Source organism: Halobacterium jilantaiense, from assembly GCF_900110535.1.
Classification (GTDB): Archaea; Halobacteriota; Halobacteria; order Halobacteriales; family Halobacteriaceae; genus Halobacterium; species Halobacterium jilantaiense.
In genome coordinates this window covers 2,198,524-2,214,310 of the sequence record NZ_FOJA01000001.1, presented here as the reverse complement: position 1 = coordinate 2,214,310, position 15,787 = coordinate 2,198,524, and the positions used below count along the sequence as shown (strand labels likewise).

At 70.4% G+C, this 15,787-nt stretch carries 21 protein-coding genes; 9 read left to right on the top strand and 12 right to left on the bottom strand.

Features of this window, described 5'->3' with window-relative positions; genetic code table 11:
* Positions 1-63: 63 nt before the first annotated feature.
* The 3 genes from BMW35_RS11415 to BMW35_RS11405 all read left to right on the top strand — a co-directional run bounded on the left by BMW35_RS11415 (position 64) and on the right by BMW35_RS11405 (position 1,875).
* Entirely contained in the window at positions 64-1,356 is a 1,293-nt protein-coding gene (locus BMW35_RS11415; RefSeq protein WP_089669565.1) for an acyl-CoA thioester hydrolase/BAAT C-terminal domain-containing protein, read from the top strand.
* A complete protein-coding gene (locus BMW35_RS11410) occupies positions 1,353-1,565 on the top strand; it encodes a hypothetical protein (RefSeq protein WP_089669564.1) in 213 nt (70 codons plus the stop codon). The genes BMW35_RS11415 and BMW35_RS11410 overlap by 4 nt, the downstream gene beginning before the upstream one ends.
* A gap of 97 nt (positions 1,566-1,662) precedes the next feature.
* Entirely contained in the window at positions 1,663-1,875 is a 213-nt protein-coding gene (locus BMW35_RS11405) for a YgaP family membrane protein (protein WP_089669563.1), read from the top strand.
* Positions 1,876-1,888: 13 nt separating this feature from the next.
* Here the strand turns inward: BMW35_RS11405 and BMW35_RS11400 are convergent, their stop codons facing one another.
* Positions 1,889-2,716 carry an alpha/beta hydrolase gene (locus BMW35_RS11400; protein WP_089669562.1) on the bottom strand — a complete coding sequence of 276 codons (828 nt, stop codon included), beginning with the start codon at positions 2,714-2,716 and terminating at the stop codon, positions 1,889-1,891.
* 125 nt (positions 2,717-2,841) lie between these two features.
* Between BMW35_RS11400 and BMW35_RS11395 the strand changes: the two genes are divergently transcribed.
* Positions 2,842-3,174: a 2Fe-2S iron-sulfur cluster-binding protein gene (locus BMW35_RS11395; protein ID WP_089669561.1), complete on the top strand. Its 333-nt coding sequence runs from the start codon at positions 2,842-2,844 to the stop codon at positions 3,172-3,174.
* 3 nt (positions 3,175-3,177) lie between these two features.
* Here the strand turns inward: BMW35_RS11395 and purQ are convergent, their stop codons facing one another.
* Both purQ and purS read right to left on the bottom strand, forming a co-directional pair.
* Positions 3,178-3,852 carry a phosphoribosylformylglycinamidine synthase I gene (purQ, locus tag BMW35_RS11390; protein WP_089669560.1) on the bottom strand — a complete coding sequence of 225 codons (675 nt, stop codon included), beginning with the start codon at positions 3,850-3,852 and terminating at the stop codon, positions 3,178-3,180.
* Positions 3,849-4,103, bottom strand: a complete 255-nt coding sequence (gene purS, locus BMW35_RS11385) for a phosphoribosylformylglycinamidine synthase subunit PurS (protein WP_089669559.1) — start codon at positions 4,101-4,103, stop codon at positions 3,849-3,851. Before purS ends, purQ begins: the two co-directional genes overlap by 4 nt.
* A 125-nt stretch (positions 4,104-4,228) precedes the next feature.
* On the opposite strand from purS, the gene BMW35_RS11380 reads away from it, so the two are divergent.
* The 3 genes from BMW35_RS11380 to BMW35_RS11370 all read left to right on the top strand — a co-directional run bounded on the left by BMW35_RS11380 (position 4,229) and on the right by BMW35_RS11370 (position 7,475).
* A complete protein-coding gene (locus tag BMW35_RS11380) occupies positions 4,229-5,146 on the top strand; it encodes a formyltetrahydrofolate deformylase (protein ID WP_089669558.1) in 918 nt (305 codons plus the stop codon).
* A 170-nt stretch (positions 5,147-5,316) separates the two neighbouring features.
* Entirely contained in the window at positions 5,317-6,225 is a 909-nt protein-coding gene (locus BMW35_RS11375; RefSeq protein WP_089669557.1) for a hypothetical protein, read from the top strand.
* Complete coding sequence (locus BMW35_RS11370; RefSeq protein ID WP_089669556.1) at positions 6,222-7,475, top strand: sulfatase family protein; 1,254 nt, start codon at positions 6,222-6,224, stop codon at positions 7,473-7,475. Before BMW35_RS11375 ends, BMW35_RS11370 begins: the two co-directional genes overlap by 4 nt.
* Positions 7,476-7,478: 3 nt before the next feature.
* Here BMW35_RS11370 and BMW35_RS11365 read toward each other — a convergent pair whose 3' ends face one another.
* From BMW35_RS11365 to BMW35_RS11345, 6 genes are read right to left on the bottom strand one after another with little or no spacing between them, the layout of a single operon-like run.
* Positions 7,479-8,510 (bottom strand): lysylphosphatidylglycerol synthase transmembrane domain-containing protein, encoded by a 1,032-nt coding sequence (locus BMW35_RS11365; RefSeq protein WP_089669555.1) that lies wholly within the window; start codon positions 8,508-8,510, stop codon positions 7,479-7,481.
* Positions 8,511-8,557: 47 nt separating this feature from the next.
* Complete coding sequence (locus BMW35_RS11360; protein ID WP_089670416.1) at positions 8,558-8,986, bottom strand: CBS domain-containing protein; 429 nt, start codon at positions 8,984-8,986, stop codon at positions 8,558-8,560.
* A gap of 28 nt (positions 8,987-9,014) precedes the next feature.
* Entirely contained in the window at positions 9,015-10,772 is a 1,758-nt protein-coding gene (arcS, locus tag BMW35_RS11355) for an archaeosine synthase subunit alpha (RefSeq protein WP_089669554.1), read from the bottom strand.
* Positions 10,773-10,832: 60 nt separating this feature from the next.
* A complete protein-coding gene (gene tgtA / locus BMW35_RS11350; RefSeq protein ID WP_089669553.1) occupies positions 10,833-12,308 on the bottom strand; it encodes a tRNA guanosine(15) transglycosylase TgtA in 1,476 nt (491 codons plus the stop codon).
* Between the two features lie 52 nt (positions 12,309-12,360).
* On the bottom strand, positions 12,361-12,531 hold the full coding sequence (locus BMW35_RS15660; RefSeq protein ID WP_177170829.1) for a hypothetical protein: 171 nt from the start codon (positions 12,529-12,531) through the stop codon (positions 12,361-12,363).
* A 30-nt stretch (positions 12,532-12,561) separates the two neighbouring features.
* Positions 12,562-13,107, bottom strand: coding sequence for an NUDIX hydrolase (locus tag BMW35_RS11345; RefSeq protein WP_089669552.1), 546 nt, complete (start codon positions 13,105-13,107; stop codon positions 12,562-12,564).
* A gap of 177 nt (positions 13,108-13,284) precedes the next feature.
* Here BMW35_RS11345 and BMW35_RS11340 point away from each other — a divergent pair, with 177 nt between their 5' ends.
* Positions 13,285-13,464 carry a hypothetical protein gene (locus BMW35_RS11340; RefSeq protein ID WP_089669551.1) on the top strand — a complete coding sequence of 60 codons (180 nt, stop codon included), beginning with the start codon at positions 13,285-13,287 and terminating at the stop codon, positions 13,462-13,464.
* Between the two features lie 75 nt (positions 13,465-13,539).
* Here BMW35_RS11340 and BMW35_RS11335 read toward each other — a convergent pair whose 3' ends face one another.
* Positions 13,540-14,076, bottom strand: a complete 537-nt coding sequence (locus tag BMW35_RS11335) for a P-loop nucleotide/nucleoside kinase family protein (protein WP_245708168.1) — start codon at positions 14,074-14,076, stop codon at positions 13,540-13,542.
* A gap of 67 nt (positions 14,077-14,143) precedes the next feature.
* Positions 14,144-14,329: a hypothetical protein gene (locus BMW35_RS15900; RefSeq protein WP_245708167.1), complete on the bottom strand. Its 186-nt coding sequence runs from the start codon at positions 14,327-14,329 to the stop codon at positions 14,144-14,146.
* A gap of 216 nt (positions 14,330-14,545) precedes the next feature.
* Between BMW35_RS15900 and BMW35_RS11330 the strand changes: the two genes are divergently transcribed.
* Positions 14,546-15,214, top strand: a complete 669-nt coding sequence (locus tag BMW35_RS11330; protein ID WP_089669549.1) for a helix-turn-helix domain-containing protein — start codon at positions 14,546-14,548, stop codon at positions 15,212-15,214.
* A 10-nt stretch (positions 15,215-15,224) separates the two neighbouring features.
* On the opposite strand, the gene BMW35_RS11325 is transcribed toward BMW35_RS11330, so the two are convergent.
* Positions 15,225-15,524 (bottom strand): DUF7344 domain-containing protein, encoded by a 300-nt coding sequence (locus BMW35_RS11325; protein ID WP_089669548.1) that lies wholly within the window; start codon positions 15,522-15,524, stop codon positions 15,225-15,227.
* Positions 15,525-15,787: the final 263 nt, after the last annotated feature.

The following is a 15,787-nucleotide window of genomic DNA, read 5'->3' as shown; positions in this document are numbered from 1 at the left end:
ACCCCGAGCGAACGGGCGCGGCCGCTCGCAGCGCCCGCCGACCACTCCGCAGTCACGACTCCAATGACAGCAACTCCCCCAGCCGACGGCTCCGGCAGCGCCCCGATTCTGACAGTCACCCCCGACCCCGCCTGCGTCACCGACCGGCTCGCCGTCACGGTGTGCGGCCTCCACCCCGACCAGCGCGTCACGCTCGAAGCCGCATTCGCCGACCTCGGCACCGAGTGGGCGAGCGAAGCCACGTTCACGGCCGACGGCGATGGTCGCGTCGACCTCACCGAGCACGCCCCCGTGGCCGGCGACTACGACGGCGTTCGACCGATGGGGCTCGTGCAGTTCGCCGAGCTCGCCGCGGACGACTCGGTGCACAACGACACCGCCACGGAGACGACCGACCTCCACCTGACCGCTCGCGTCGACGGTGACGAGGTCGCGTCGACCACCGTGACGCGACGCGTCGCGCCGGGCGTCGAACACACCGAACTCGACCCCGCGACGGACGGCCTCGCCGGCGACCTCCACGTTCCCGAAGACGACGGCCCATACCCGGGCGTGCTGGCGCTCCACGGCTCGGGCGGCGAGCCACTGGGGCGGAAGGCGCGCGTACTCGCCGCCGAGGGGTGCGTCGTGCTCGCGCTCCGGTACTTCGGCGGCTCCGAGCCGGTCTGCGAGCGGTTCGCCGAAGTCCCCGTCGCCGACGCCGGCCGTGCGGTCGACTTCCTCCGCGACCACCCGGCCGTCACGGCGGGAGACGTGGGCGTCGTTGGCGTCTCCCGCGGCAGTGAACTCGCACTTCTGGCCGCCAGCGAACGCGACGACATCGGCGTCGTCGTCGGGTACGCGCCGAGCGCCTACACCTGGTTTGGCGACGGTGACGACGAGAGCGCGCCGCCCTCCGCGTGGACGGTCGATGGGGAACCGCTCTCGACGCTCCCACTGCCGGACAGCGATAGCCGCGGCGAGGAGACCGAGCGCGGCCGGCGCGGCCGGCCGATGTTCGAGGCATTCGTGGCCGACGCTACTGACGAGGAGCGGCGCGCGGCTCGACTCCCGGTCGAGGCCGTCGCGGCGGACGTGGTGCTGGTGTCCGGGGGCGACGACGGCGTGTGGCCGGCCGACCAGATGGCCGAGACGCTCGCAGTGGCGATGAGGGACGCGGCCGGACGCGTCACCCACCACGAGTACGCGGACGCCGGGCACAGCATCTTCCTGCCGTACCATCCCACGACGGAGCGAACGGTTGTCGAGCGCGACGACGGACCGAACATGGTACACGGGGGAACGCCCACCGGGAGCGCAGCCGCCGACCGCGACAGCTGGCAGCACACCCTCGACGCCCTCGACGCGCTGCGATGACGGGCGACGACCCGACCCACTCCGGGACTATCGACTGGCCCGCCTTCTGGGCGGACGCTGACGACGAGGACCGCGAGAGTACACTGTCCGACGACGCCATGCACAGCGCGCTCGGGACGTGGCCGCGGAGCTTCTGGGAGGTCGTGGAGAAGCCCGAGCAGCGGTGGGCGTGGCGCAACCACCCGCTCGTCTGGGTGCCGGAGGCGTAGCACCCGAGCCGGGTCACCGGTGGCCGGGAACCGAATCTGTCGGCGAACCCCGCCGGCGGACCCCACAGCCAAGTCACTCGACGCCCTACGGACGGGTATGGTCGAACGCAACGTCGGCGGCCGCGACCGACTCGTCCGCACCGTGCTCGCCGTGGCGCTCACCGCGCTCGCGGTCGTGAAACTCCGGGACGGCGACCGAACCACCGGCCTGCTCGCAGGCGTCGCCGCTGCCGGCCTCGGATTCAACGCCGTCACCTGTTTCTGCGGGCTGAACGCCGCACTCGGCGTCGACACCACCAGCGAGGAGTGAGGGAGCGGAGCGCTCAGCCGGCGATTCCGGTGCGCGCTAATCGGACGGTCTCGGTCTCGTTCTGGAACCACGGGACTGCAACCGCGTTCAGCCGGTCGTGTGCGGTCTCGAACGTCGTCCCCGAGGGCGCGTCCTGTCCGACGTACGTCCCGAACTGGGTGTGATTGACGCCCGGTAGCACCGCGACGCGCGCCGATGTGGGGAGGTTCGCGAGCGAGTCCTCGTAGGCCGCCCGGTTCAGCACGGTGTCCGACTCCCCGACGACGCTCAGCACGGCGAGGTCCGCGCGGTCGGAGACGTCCACGTCGCAGTACGACCCGTACAGCACCAGCCCGGAGACGTCCTCGTTCCCTGCAGCGTACTGGCACGCCATCGCGCCGCCGAGAGAGTGCCCGCCGACGTACCAGTCATCGACGCTCTCGTGGGTGGCTATCGCTCGCTCGGCCGCGTGGGAGCGGAGGCCGGTGCTCGCCAGCCCGTAGTCGACGACGGCGAGGTTCAGCGGGAGCTTCGGAATCACGACGGTGACGCCGGCCTCGCTCGCGAGCGCGGCGAGCGACCCGACGTAGGCGTCCGGGTGGACGCGCGCGCCGGGGTAGAAGACGAGGCCGGTGTCGGTGTCCGCGCCGGTCGGCCGGAGGACGTACCCGCCGGCGTCCGTCCGGTCGACGGTGACGCCGCTCTGGGCCTCGACGGCGGCGACGCTTCCGCGGGCGTCGTGATAGGGTGTCGCCGCCCAGCCGACACCGACAGTGGCAGCGACGACGAGCAGGCCGACGACCCAGACGGCGACCCGTTCTCGACGGCGACGAGCGACTAGTGACCCGTCGGAGGCAGTCATACCGCAGTCGTCGGTGTGGACGACAAAGAACCGTCCGGTGGTCCCTGCGACCGCGAGTGTGCGTGTGGACGACGCGCAGCCAGCCCGGGACAACTGGTAGGAGGCTGGCACTCGTACCGTGACGTATGCCAACAATAAACTATCGCAGCCGTGAGATAGACTGCGAGGAGGGTACCGTGCTCCGTGACGCACTGAAAGACGCCGGCGAGACGCCGCACAACGGCCTCGCCGACAGCCTGAACTGCCGCGGGATGGCGACCTGCGGGACGTGCGCTGTCTCGGTCGAGGGCGACGTGAGCGAGCCGACAAGCGGGGAGAAACGTCGACTGTCGTTCCCGCCCCACGATGCCGACAGCGGCCTCCGGCTGGCCTGCCAGACCGAGGTCTACGGGGACGTGACCGTCACGAAACACGACGGCTTCTGGGGGCAGCACGTCGAGCGCGACGAGGACGCGTAGCAGTCAGGCGAACGCGTCGAGGACGCCCTGGCCGTCGGTGAGTCCGAGTTCGGGGAGTGTCGCGCGCTCGGGATGGGGCATCATGACGGCGACGTTGTCGCTGTCGCCGAGGATGCCGGCGACAGCGCCCGTGGAGCCGTTCGGGTTCGCGTCGTCGGTGACTTCGCCGTCCGCGTCGCAGTACCGGAAGAGCACGCGGTCGTCGGCGACGAGGTCGTCGTAGGCGTCCTCGCCGACCTCGAAGCGCCCCTCGCCGTGCGCGATGGGGACCTCGACGACCTCGCCCTCGTCGTAGGCGGCGGTCCAGAGTGTGTCAGCGTTCTCGACGCGGAGGTGGACGCGCTCGCACTGGAAGCGCGCGCTGGCGTTCGTCGTGAACGCGCCCGGCGTCAGGCCGGCCTCACAGCCGATTTGCGCGCCGTTGCAGACGCCGAGGACGGGGACGCCGTCGTCAGCGCGGTCCCGAATCTCGGCCATGATGGGGGAACGGCCGGCCATCGCGCCGGCCCGGAGGTAGTCGCCGTAGGAGAAGCCCCCGGGGACGACGACGCCCTCGGTGTCGGCGGGGAGGCCGTCCTCGTGCCAGGCGATTTCGGCGTCGACGCCGAGGTGTTCGAGGGCGCGGACGGCGTCCCGGTCGCAGTTCGAGCCACCGAAGCGAATCACCGAGACAGTCATTCCCGGGGTTCGACCGCCACGTCGTAGTCGTGGATGGTCGGGTTCGCGAGCAGGCGTTCGGCCATCTCGCCGGCGCGGTCGGCTGCCGCCGTCTCGTCGTCGGCGTCGAGGTCGATCTCGAAGCGGTCGGCCGACCGGAGGTCGCCGAGTTCGAACCCGAGGCGTTCGAGGGCCTGCTGGGTGGTTTCGGCTTCGGGGTCGAGGACGCCCCGCTTCAGTCGGACCGTCACCGTGGCGGTGTACGCGGTCATCACCGTAGTGTGGTCGTCCGTGCCCAATTACTCTTGTGGAAATCTGTCGTATTGCACGTTCGTGGATTGCCACTGGGAAGCACGCCCGGGCCACACCTATCCGTGGTGACGCCGTCCGACTGCGTATGCCCAGCGAGCAGCAGTCCACGGGCGTAGCGACCGACGACAGTGACTACACCGAAGTCACGGTCGTCGGAGCCGACCGCACCGGCATCGTCGCCGCGGTCACCGGACTGCTGTTCGAGCACGGCGCGAACATCGAGGACATCGAGCAGACGGTCAGGGACGGCGTGTTCCGGATGACGCTGCTGGCAGATTGCGGCTTCGAGGACGGCGAGACGCCCGTCACCGACCGCGAGGCGTTCCGCGACGACCTCCACGCGGCCGGCGAGGACCTCGACGTGGACGTCACGGTCCGGTTCCCGGGCGAGCGCGACGAGGGCATCGCCGTCCTCGTCACGAGAGAAGACCACTGCCTGCGCGCGCTCCTCGACGCCGACCTCGACGCACCCGTCCGGGTCGTCGTCGGCAACCACGACGACCTCCAGTCGGTCGCCGAAGAGTACGGCGTCCCGTTCTACGACATCGGCGACGACTCGGGTACTCCCGACGAGGAGCGCCTGCTCGACTTGCTCGACGAGTACGACGTCGACCTCGTGTTGCTCGCGCGCTACATGCGCATCCTCAGCCCGGACGTCGTCTTCCGGTACGCCGGCCGCATCGTGAACGTCCACCCGAGCCTGCTGCCCGCGTTCCCGGGCGCGCAGGCCTACCGGCAGGCCGTCGAGGCGGGCGTCCGCGTCGCGGGCGTCACCGCCCACTACGTCACGACGGACCTCGACCAGGGACCGATTCTCACCCAGCGCGCGTTCACCGTCCCGCCGAACGCGACCGTCGAGGACCTCAAGCAGCGCGGCCAGCCCCTCGAAGCCGAGGCGCTCGTCGCCGCCGCCCGCGCCCACCTCGCCGGCGACACGACCGTCCGCCGCGGCGCGGTCGACGTCGACGGCGACCACGAGTACGGCGCGCTCGCGGGAGATTAGCGGTGCCGCTCGCGAGGCGAGCGGCTAACCGAGAACGCGGTGTCGACCGCTGCGGCGGCCGACTGCCCGCTCCATCTCGGTTCCGTAGCAGTCTTGTAGGTCGCCGTCGTTCCCGCTGGCGTGAACGACGGCCACGCCGTGCCGCGGTGCTGGAGGTGTGCCGGGGACCGATGAGTTCGGACCTCGCGGCGGCCGCCCGCAGTCTCCGGCACGCCGGCTTCGACGCCGTCCGGGAGTTCGTCTCGCGGACGTACTACGCTCTCGGGAGCCGCAGTGACCCGGACGACGTGCTGGGCGCGGACTGGGACCTCCTGGTCGTGCTCGACGCCTGCCGCGCCGACGTGTTCGCGGACGTCGTCGGCGACGGCGACTACTCCTTCGACGTGGGCGGCACCGCCACGTCGCCGGCGAGTTCCTCGACGGAGTGGCTGGAATCCGTCTTCGGGCAGGCCAGCGACGACGAGCTGGCCAAGGTCACCTACGTCACCGGGAACCCCTACTCCTCGCGGACCATCGACACCGACCGTCTCGGTGCCTGCGAGGAGGTGTGGCAGTACGCGTGGGACGACGACCGCGGGACGATTCCGCCCCGGCCGCTGACCGACGCCGCGATTCGCACCGGCCGGCGGGCGGAGACCGAGCGGCTGGTCGTCCACTACATGCAGCCGCACTTCCCGACCGTCTTCGGCGGCGGCGACGATGGCATCGCGCTCGACGACTGGGGCGACCAGCCGATGTCCGTCTGGGAGCAACTCCGGTTCGGCCGGCGGACCGTCGAGGACGTCTGGGCGGACTACGAGCGCAACCTCGAAGCCGTCCTCGACGACGTCGAACTGTTGCTGTCGAACGTGGACGCCGAGACCGCGGTGCTGACCGCCGACCACGGGAACGCGTTCGGCGAACACCACATCTACGGCCATCCCGCGGGCGTCGACCTCCCGGCGCTGCGCGAGGTGCCGTGGTGCGAGACGACCGCGAGCGACGACCACACCCACGACCCCGGCGACCCGGACGGGAGCGAGGCGACCGACGAGGAGACCATCGACGACCGCCTGGAAAGCCTCGGTTACAAAGTATGACTACGGACACGCCCCCGAACCTCCTGATACTCTGCGTTGACTGCCTGCGCGACGACTTCGTGCGCAGCGACCGAACCGACACGCCGTTCCTCGACTCGCTGCGCGCGGACGGCCTCGACTGCTCGAACGTCTACTCGTCGACCACGACGACGACGCCGGCGATGGCGAGCCTCCTCACGGGAACGTACAACGAGCGCAACGGCGTCATGTCGCTGCGCCGGGGGACGCTCTCGGCGGACGTCGACCCGCTCGGGGCCGTGCTCGGTGACGCGGGCTACCACACCGAAGCGCAGGTCACCGGACCGCTCCTGCCGGAGACGGGCCTCGACAGGGGCTTCGACGTGTACGACCACCGCTCCGAGGACGCCGACCTCTTCCGCGGCTGGAAGCCCGAGCTACTCGACCGTCTCGAATCCATGCCGGAGCCGTTCGGCGCGTTCGTCCACCTCTGGGAGCTCCACGAGGACGTCCACGTCCCCGACGAGTACGACAGCCCCGAGTACGGCGCGACGCCGTACGGCCGCGCGCTCTCGGCGCTCGACCGCGACCTCGCCGACCTCGTGGACGCCGCCCCGGAGAACACGGTCGTCGCGTTCGTCGGCGACCACGGCGAGAGCGTCACCTTCCGGAACTCGCCGTTGCGACTCCTCGTGAAGTCCGCCCGGGACGCCCTCCAGTACTACGGCGGCGTCGACCTCCGGGACCGCGTGGCGGCGCTGAACCGCCGCTGGGACGACCGCGGCCCCGACATCACCGACCACTACCTGGAGAACGGCCACGGCGAGAACGTCTACGACTTCACGACGAACGTTCCGTTCGTGCTCGCGGGGCCGGGCGTCGAGGCGGGCTCCGTGAACGCCCAGCTCCGGCAGGTCGACGTGTTGCCGACCCTCCTCGACGCGCTCGGCGTCGACGAACGCCCCGACAACGAGGTCGACGGGGAGCCGGTGTCGGCCGCGACCGACAGCGACCGCCCGGCGTACCTCCGAGCGTGTGGCGCGTCGCTGCACCGCGAGCGGAACTGGGCGCGGGCGGTGCGCGCGGACGGCTACAAGTACGTCACGTACCCCGACCGCGACTGGGACGCCGAACTGTACGACCTCGACGCCGACCCCCGAGAACTCCGCCGCATTGACGACCCCGACGTCGAAGCCCGGATGGAGCGGTTGCTGCCCGCTCGCGGCCAGCCGCTCGACCAGCTAGAGGAACTCGACATCGACGACCACCTCGAAGACCTCGGCTACCTCTGACGCTCACTTCTGGCGGCGTCCCTGCACACCGAGCACGCTCGCGGCCGCAGCGCCGACGCTCGTGGTGAGGATGTACCCACCGACGCTGTGAATCGTGACGGCCGCAGCGACGGTCGGCGCGGCCGCCGACGTGACCACCGTGAGCGCGGTGACGTTGATGGCTTCCGTCCCGCCGAGCGCGCCCGGCGTCGGGAGCACGGACCCCATCGTTCCCAGCGGCAACACGAAGAAGGGCACGTAGAACGGGATGGTGGTGTCGAGCGCGAGGAACGTCACCCAGAGCCCGACTGCCTGGAACCCCCAGCCGAGCGCGGAGAGCGCGACCGCGCTGACGAGCCGCCGGCGGTCCCGGCCCACGCGCCCGATGGCGGCGGCGAACGTCCGGACGCGGTCCATCAGCGCGTCCCGACTCGGCGGCGTGAGTCGCGGAACGCGGTCAGTGACGGCGTGGACGACGCGGTAGGCGGCGTCCGCGACGACGCGACCGACGCCGTCTCGGAACACGTACAGCACGACAGCGGCGACCGCGACGACAGCGACGCCGCCGGCCACTGCGGTCGTCAGCCCCCGGAGTTCGCTCGGCAGTTGCGGGACCGTGACGACGTAGTACGCAGCGCCGACGAGCGCGAACGTCGTCGACGGCACGACGTTGATGGCGTCCAGGGACGTGATGGACGCGAGGCTCACCTCGTAGTCGGTGTCGGCTGCCTGCGTGAGCAGCCACGCCGTCACTGGCTCGCCGCCCGCCTGCCCGAACGGCGTGACGTGGTTCGCGAACGCCCCGGCAGCGTTCGCCAGGAGCGCGGTCGACACCGGCGCGTCGACGCCCAGCGCCTCCAGAACCGTCCACAGTTCGACGCCCCAGGCGACGTTCCACGCGAGAATGAGCGCGGCGACACCGGCGAGCAGCGCGGGGTCGGCACCCCGAGCCTCCGCCAGCACCTCGCCGGCGTCCACGACGTAGAACATGACGGCGAAGACCACTGCGGCGACGAGGAAGCCGGCGGCCGTGGCCGTGAGGCGCTCTCTGTCCACACCTGAGTTCGTCCGGCCTCGCGAATCAATCCACCGAATCCCGCCGGCTACCCCCGGGTGGTCCAGTCCTCGCGGGCTCTGAGCGCTCGCTCCGCGTCGTCGTCGATGCGGTCGCGGACGGCGAGGAGGTCCGTGGTCGTGACGATGCCGACGAGGTCGAGGCCGTCCGCGACCGGGAGGTGACTCACCTCGGCCTCGTGCATCTGGTGGGCGGCGCGTTCCACGGACGCCGACGGCTCCACGGTCTCCAGCGGCCGCGAGGCCGCGGCGTAGACGGGAATCTCGGAGAACGCCCGGTCGAACTCGTGGCCGGCCGCGACGAAGTCGAACTCGGTGAGGATGCCCGCTGGATTGCCGTCGCTCGTGACGACGACGCTGCCCACGCTCGCGTCCAGCATCCGGCCGGCGGCCTCGTGTAGCGAGGCCTCGGCGGCCACCGACACCACGTCCGTCGTCATCGCAGCCTCGACGCGCATGGTGCCGTCCACGACGCGGGGGGCCTTGTTACTTCTCCACGCAGTGTCGGACGTGGACCGCCATCCCGCGGGTGGCGTCGGCCATCGCTGGGCCGGGCATCTCTGCGCGCCCGACGGCGAACGCCGCGGGCCCCTCCACGACGACCTCGTCGCCGACCCGGATGTCGTCGCTGGCGTCTATCACGCCCGGCGCGAGCACGCTTCCCTGTGGCACGAAGCCGTCGATTTCGACGCGCTTCGTGGGGGCGTCGCTGTCGACCCACTTCCGGGCTCCGGCGAGCGTGAACGACAGCGAGCCGTACTGGGGAACGAGCGCCGCCAGCTGGTCGCCGGTGTCGGCGTCCAGCGCCTGGAGCTTCGGGTAGCGGCCCTGCACCTCGATGTCGGCGAAGACCTCGTCGCCGGCACCGTCCCCGAAGTAGAAGTCCGCGACCGCCTTCAGCGTCGCTTCCTCGCGTTCCTGCACCCAGATTTTGTCCTCGCCGGCGAGCGCGGCGTTCAGTTCGCCGAGGCTCTCGTCGGTCGTCGGGTGGTCCTCGACCGTGAACTCGAAGGGCACGTCGACCTCGGCGGCGACGCGCTCGCAGATGTCTCGGTAGCCCTCCGGAGGCACGTGCGCGATGACGCGGGAGTAGTCCGTGCGGTCGAGGTAGCGCCGGAGTACCTGCGCGACGAAGTCCTTCTCTTCGGCGCTCCAGCGGCCCGTCACCACGGAGTCGTAGTGCTGGGCGGGGTACGTGAGTTCGAGTTCCTGCGGGACGACGCCGATGGGCGACGTCATCGACACCATGTGCGCGCGGTAGCTGGCGGCGTCCTGGAACTGGCGGTGGCTCTGGGAGTCGCTGTACGGTTTCCGGGCCGAACAGGGCACCAGTAGCAGGGGGTGGCCGTCGAGGCGCTTCCGGTAGCGGCTGGTGACGCGGTCGGCGAAGCGCTGAATCTCGACGCGGCGGAGCGCGTCCTCCGTCGAGGAGAGCAACAGGGAGTCGCGGTACGCGGGCGTCCGCTGTTCGACGTAGGCGTACTGCTGGTCCAGTTCCCGGAACGCCGCCGTCAGCCACGCCGTGTGGCGGGCCTGCCCCTCGACGTAGTCACGCAGCCGGCCGTCGCGGATGCGACGCCGCACGCGGCTGAGTTCGGCCCGGAGCGCGTTCACGTTGTGGTCGACGCAGTCCTCGCGGTCGAACGAGTCGACGGACTGCTGGCAGGCCGGACACGAACACGGGAGTTCGTCGAGGTCCGCGAGGTCGTACTCGCCCTCGGTCGTGAGGTAGGTGCCCTGGGTGCCGCGAATCACGGCGCGGTCGGCGTCCACGAGGTCGACGCCAGCGTAGACGAGGACGGCGGCGTTCCGGGGCGTCGCGACGCCGGAGAGGTAGAGCGCGGTGTCGTCCGGGGTCGCCTCCCGTGTCTCGATGACGGCGTCCGTGAACGCCGACCCGTGGCCGACGATGCCGGGCGCACCTGAGAGCACGTAGGCGTCGGCCCCGAAGTCCGCGGCCGTCTCGGGCGACACAACGGCCGCGCTCGGGTAGTCGACATCCGGATACTCGGGCGCGAACGACTCCTGGACCTCGTCGGCGGTCCCCGACGGGAAGGCGCGGTGGGGCAGCACGGTCAGTACCGAGTCGTCGCCCTCGGGCGTCTCCTGGGGCTGCGTCCACCGGCTGCCAGCGTCCGCCACCACGTCGTCCGCGAGCGCCGGCGTCGTCACGGGCTCCGAGAGTCGGAGCTCGCCCACGCGCGCCGCGGCGTCGCGCTCGTGGACCTCGAAGTACTCAGTCATTGATGCTCTCTGGGGGGCGCGCGCCCAATTGCCTTGCCTTTCGGCGTCCCCCCAGAGCGGTCACTCGCCGGTTGCAGAGTTGTAGAGGTCGACACGCTCCGGGACCGTCGCGAGCGCGGTCTCGGGCCAGCCGTCGTGGGCGAGCGTGAACTCGGTGTCGGGGTTCGCCGCGGCGAGTCGCCGCACGCCCTCCGCGGCCGCCTCGTAGCCCGCGCGGTCCATCCGCTCGGGCGTCTCGGCCGTCAGCGGGTAGGTGGTGGCGAGCGCCGACGGGTACGGGCCGAACGGCGGCAGGACGTTCCAGGACTCGTCGTAGCGGTGGTTGCTGTCTCCCTCCGTCAGGAGGACGTCGTCGCCGTCGACGTCGAGTCGGTCGAGGCGCTGGTGGTGGCGCAGCACCTCCGGCCGGCGGGCGCTCTCCGCGCCCGTGTAGAAGAACGCGCCCTTGCTCGCGGAGTCGCTCGCCTCGAGCTGGTCGCTGTGGTCCAGCAGCGCGCGGTAGCCGTCGAGGGTCGTCGGGTGGGCGTGGGCGCGAGCGGCGACCAGCTCCATGAGGTTCCCGGACTTGATGGCCTGCTTGACGCGCCGAATCTCGCCGAAGGAGACGTGGAGGTTGTGCTCGGCGAGCAGGCGCTCGCGGGTGTCGTCGTCCGCCTGCTTGAGGTCGTCCGGCGAGTGAGCGGCACAGACCGGACAGTCGCAGGGGAGGTAGTGGAGGTCGTCGAGGTGCTTCGTGCCTGAGACGGTGAGGTAGCGGTCGTCGCGGGCGTAGATTGCGTACGCGGCGGAGTCGAAGAGGTCACAGCCCAGGGCGGCCGCGAGCGCGAACATCATCGGGTGGCCGGCACCGAACAGGTGGACCGGAGCGTCCCGACCGAGCCCGCGTTTCGCGCCGAGGACGGCCTCGGTCATGTCGTCGTAGCGGTACTGGTTCATCAGGGGGACGACCGCGCCCACGGGGAACAGGTCGAGGTCCGTGCCGTAGGCGTGCTCGCCCGCTCGCTCGCGGAGGTCCGGGAACGTCGACCCCTGGACGGGCGCGTTCACGAGCATGTCGCCGACGTCGACGGTCTCCGCGAGTTCGAGTCGGTCCTGCGTGGTCGCGAGTTCGTCCTCGGCCTGCTCCCGCTCGGCGTCCGGCGGCGTCGGGATGTCCACGGGGGTGCCAATGTCGCTGCCGATGTCGCGCTGGAACTCGAGGATGGCCTCGGTGTCCGTGTCGATTTCGCCGTACTCGGCGAGCTGGAAGCTCCCGGAGTCGGTCATGATGGCCCCGTCGAAGCCCAGCATCTCGTGGAGGCCCTCGTCGAGGGCCTGCTCGCGGAGGTCGTCGTCGTTGTTGATGATGTAGGAGTTCGTGATGAGCAGCTCCGCGCCGAACTCGGACTCGAAGCGGGCGGGCTCGACCGTGACGAGGTTGGGGTTGACGACCGGCATCAGGGTCGGCGTCTCGACGGTGACGCCCGCGCGCGGCACGTCGAGTTCGCCGATACGGGCGAGGCCGTCCTGTGCGCCGACCTCGAAGACGTCTCTCATTGCACCGGAGTAGCCACCTCGCGCGCTTGAGGCTTGCCTTCGGTGGCGGCCGTCAGGAGTCCTGTTCCACGTAGAAGACGCGCTCTCGGGGAATCCGGCGGACGGTGCCGTCGCCGGTCTTCACGAGCCAGTGGCCCGTCGACTCGTCGTAGCGCAGTCGCTCGTCGTCGGTCGGCCACTCGGTGACGCCGCCCTGCGGGTCCTCGTAGACGATGACGCCCATACCGGGTGCGCGTCGGGCAGCGAGATAAAGCTACGCGAGTTCGTGCTGGAGGACGCCGAGCGCGGTGCGCCCGTCCCGAATCTCGCCGTCCCGCACCGCGGCCACGAGGTCGTCGTAAGACTGGGTGGCGACCCGGATGGACTCGTCGTCGTCCAGCGACTGGCTGCCGGTCGGCGTGCAGCCCTCGGCGACGAAGTAGTGGTGGACGGCGTCGCTGATGCCGTTGGCGGGCTCGTAGGTCGCGTACTGTTCGAGGGTGTCCGGCTCGTATCCCGTCTCCTCGCCGAACTCGCGGCGGGCCGCCACGGCGAGGTCCTCGCCGGGTTCGACGCTGCCGGCGGGGAGCGCGCGGTTCACGCGGTCGACGGCCTGCCGCCACTCCTCGACGAGCACCACGTCGTCGTCGGGCGTGAACCCCAGTACGACGACCGCGGGGCCGTCGCGGAGGTAGTCGTAGTCGGTCTCCGTGCCGTTCGGCAGGCGGACGTCCTCCCGGACGATGTCGAAGCCGGGGCACGTGTACGCGACTTCGCGGCTCGTCGTCTCCCACGCGAGCGGGTCCGTCTCGTCGGTCACACCCGGGGCTTGGCGTCGTCCCGAGAAAAGGCTACCGCGGCGGCCACCGAGCCCGGTCCGACAGCGGTGTCGACGGAGCCGTGGCCCGGAATAGTGCTGTGACGGTCGGTGCGTGGGGCGCGCTCGGAACACAGGGTGAACGCTTTTGCCGCGGTGGCACCCTGTCTCGACCAGCCGATGAACGCTTCCCGGCGAACCACGGCATCTGTTGCCCTCCAGTTCCTCTCGTACAGCATCGTCGCGACGGGCGTGTACTACGTGTTCTCCGACGCGTCGCCGCGCGGCGCAGTGTCACTGGGGCTCGCCGCTGGCATCACTGTGACTGCCGTCGTGTACTGGCTGGGGTCGCGCGAGTAGCGCGCTGGCAGACTGCGTGGCACTCGCCGCACAGGCCCAGGGAGTCTGCGTCCGGGGGACGCCCGTCGCGGACAGTCAGAAGAGTTCGTTGACCTGACCGAGCGTCTCGTCGAGCGTGCCGGAGTTGTCGACGAGCGCGTGCTCGCCGGCGATGGCCTCGAACTGCTCGCGGAACCGCTGGTGGATGGCGAAGTCCGCGTCGCTCTCGTCGCCGGAGCGCGCGCGGATGCGGTCCTGAACCACGTCCTCCTCGCACTCGACTTTGACGAGTGTGAGCGGGACGCCGACGCGCTCGGCGGTGCGGCGGGCGGCCCCGCGGAGGTCGCGCTCCTTGAACGTCCCGTCGACGACGACCGGTTCGCCGGCGCGCAGCGCGGCGGCCGCGCGGTCGAGGAGTTCGTCGTAGACGGCGCGCATCTCCGCCGGCGTGTACTCGGGGTCCGGGAACAGCTCTTTCCGGACCACATCGGTGCGGAGCAACTCGGCGTCCAGCGTGTCGACGGCGTGCTCGGCGACGGTGGTCTTGCCGGCACCCGGCAGCCCACAGACGACGACGAGTCGCGGTTCGGTGCTTCTCGCGCCCCCGGCCTCCGAGATGGACTCCCCGCTCACGGTAATCGACTGGTAGACGACGTGCCTGCAATATGAAACTGTGGAAACGCGGCCGGGGTCGCGGCGGTCAGTTGCCGTCGTCGAGTTCCACGACGGCGGCCTCCCAGTCGGGGCTGTCGTCGCCACTCCGGCACGCCCACGCGCCCTGCACGTCGATGCCCTGGGCGTACGCCCGGACGAGCAGGTCCGCGAGAGCGGCGTTGAACGCTGCGGGTGTCGAGACATCGGCGTCGGACTGAGAGTCGCGAGTCATAGTGAGCCGGACGTGCGTTCCATTCGGCGAGAGTTCGACTGCCACGAGGCGGCCGCAGGCGACGTGTAACTCCGCATCGGGCGACGCGTCCACGCGCACCGAGACGTGCCAAACCGAATAGTGTACCGATAACCTTGGCATACCAAGCCAATTCTGGCCGCATGGCGTACCAAGCCGGCCGTATTTAACCGTCTCGGCCAGCTATTAGCACACACAATGAGCGTCATCGCGGAGCTCTCCATCCCCGCCAGCGAGTTCGAACTCGGGCGGATCCTCGACATCGAGGGCGACACCACCATCGAACTGGAGGAGATGGTCCCGCTCGGGGAGACCGCGGTCCCGTTCTTCTCGCTGCGCGCGGGCACCAGCGAGACCTTCGAGGAGAGCGTCCGCGACCACCCGTCTGTCGACAACCTGCAGCGAGTCAGCACCCACGGCGGCGACGTCTACTACTCGCTGAACTGGCGGCACGAGCGCGACCTCGTCTTCGAGGGGTTCCTTGAGACCGACGCGCACCTCCTGACGGCCACCGGCCACGCGAGCAACTGGGAGTTCGAGCTCCGCTTCCCCGACCACGACGCGCTCTCGACGTTCAAGCAGTACTGCGAGAACGCCCACGTCACGCTCACCGTCAACCGCATCTACAACCCCACGAAGCCCAGCGACGCGCCCTGGTTCGGGCTGACCGAGGTCCAGCGCGACACGCTCATGTACGCCGTCGAACAGGGCTACTACGCCATCCCCCGCGAGGTGTCGACCCAGAAGCTCGCCGACGAGTTCGGCGTCTCCGACCAGGCCGTCACCGAGCGCCTGCGCCGCGCCACTATCGCGCTCGTCGGGAACACGCTCGCCGTCGCAGCGGCCGACGGTGCACAAATCGACTGACGCCGGCCGGTCAGTCGCCGGCAGCCGTCTCGTGCTCGTGAATTACCGTGAGCAGCGGCAGGAGGTCTTCGAACGCCGGGCCGCGCCGGACGGTGCCGGAGTCGGGGTCCCACTCGACGTAGCCCATCGCGGCGAGTTTCGGGAGGTGGACGTGGTGGAGGCGAACCGCCGTCTCCGGCGAGGTCGGTGTGCTGACGAGCAGGTCTTCCGGGACTCGGACTGGCGGGTCGCCGTCGCTCGCAGTCGCCAGCAACGTGAGGAGGCGTCGCCGGTTCTCGTCCGCGAGCGCCGTGAACAGGGTGTCGTCCATGCGGTACTTTAGCACACAGACGACCAACTTCATTCGGCATGGCTTACCATGCCCACAGTCGCTCGTCAGTGGCGTGCCCGGCGACGACGCAGCACCGCCTAATCGGGAGAAGTGCTATCCACGGAGTGATACACTGCTTTACCTATCAGGGGGGTGCCGTTTCCCGGCCGCTGCCGAAGAGAGCGTATGAGCGACAGAGCCCCGCCAGTCGCCACTGCCTCCCTCCACCCCAGTCGACCGGCCGACGAGCCGTCGAACGGACG

Bases quoted from the DNA above. Each gene is read 5' to 3' on its own strand.
- BMW35_RS11415 (WP_089669565.1), top strand. From the start codon at position 64: ATGACAGCAACTCCCCCAGCCGACGGCTCCGGCAGCGCCCCGATTCTG.
- BMW35_RS11410 (WP_089669564.1), top strand. From the start codon at position 1,353: ATGACGGGCGACGACCCGACCCACTCCGGGACTATCGACTGGCCCGCC.
- BMW35_RS11405 (WP_089669563.1), top strand. From the start codon at position 1,663: ATGGTCGAACGCAACGTCGGCGGCCGCGACCGACTCGTCCGCACCGTG.
- BMW35_RS11400 (WP_089669562.1), bottom strand. From the start codon at position 2,716: ATGACTGCCTCCGACGGGTCACTAGTCGCTCGTCGCCGTCGAGAACGG.
- BMW35_RS11395 (WP_089669561.1), top strand. From the start codon at position 2,842: ATGCCAACAATAAACTATCGCAGCCGTGAGATAGACTGCGAGGAGGGT.
- purQ (WP_089669560.1), bottom strand. From the start codon at position 3,852: ATGACTGTCTCGGTGATTCGCTTCGGTGGCTCGAACTGCGACCGGGAC.
- purS (WP_089669559.1), bottom strand. From the start codon at position 4,103: ATGACCGCGTACACCGCCACGGTGACGGTCCGACTGAAGCGGGGCGTC.
- BMW35_RS11380 (WP_089669558.1), top strand. From the start codon at position 4,229: ATGCCCAGCGAGCAGCAGTCCACGGGCGTAGCGACCGACGACAGTGAC.
- BMW35_RS11375 (WP_089669557.1), top strand. From the start codon at position 5,317: ATGAGTTCGGACCTCGCGGCGGCCGCCCGCAGTCTCCGGCACGCCGGC.
- BMW35_RS11370 (WP_089669556.1), top strand. From the start codon at position 6,222: ATGACTACGGACACGCCCCCGAACCTCCTGATACTCTGCGTTGACTGC.
- BMW35_RS11360 (WP_089670416.1), bottom strand. From the start codon at position 8,986: ATGCGCGTCGAGGCTGCGATGACGACGGACGTGGTGTCGGTGGCCGCC.
- arcS (WP_089669554.1), bottom strand. From the start codon at position 10,772: ATGACTGAGTACTTCGAGGTCCACGAGCGCGACGCCGCGGCGCGCGTG.
- tgtA (WP_089669553.1), bottom strand. From the start codon at position 12,308: ATGAGAGACGTCTTCGAGGTCGGCGCACAGGACGGCCTCGCCCGTATC.
- BMW35_RS15660 (WP_177170829.1), bottom strand. From the start codon at position 12,531: ATGGGCGTCATCGTCTACGAGGACCCGCAGGGCGGCGTCACCGAGTGG.
- BMW35_RS11340 (WP_089669551.1), top strand. From the start codon at position 13,285: ATGAACGCTTCCCGGCGAACCACGGCATCTGTTGCCCTCCAGTTCCTC.
- BMW35_RS15900 (WP_245708167.1), bottom strand. From the start codon at position 14,329: ATGACTCGCGACTCTCAGTCCGACGCCGATGTCTCGACACCCGCAGCG.
- BMW35_RS11330 (WP_089669549.1), top strand. From the start codon at position 14,546: ATGAGCGTCATCGCGGAGCTCTCCATCCCCGCCAGCGAGTTCGAACTC.
- BMW35_RS11325 (WP_089669548.1), bottom strand. From the start codon at position 15,524: ATGGACGACACCCTGTTCACGGCGCTCGCGGACGAGAACCGGCGACGC.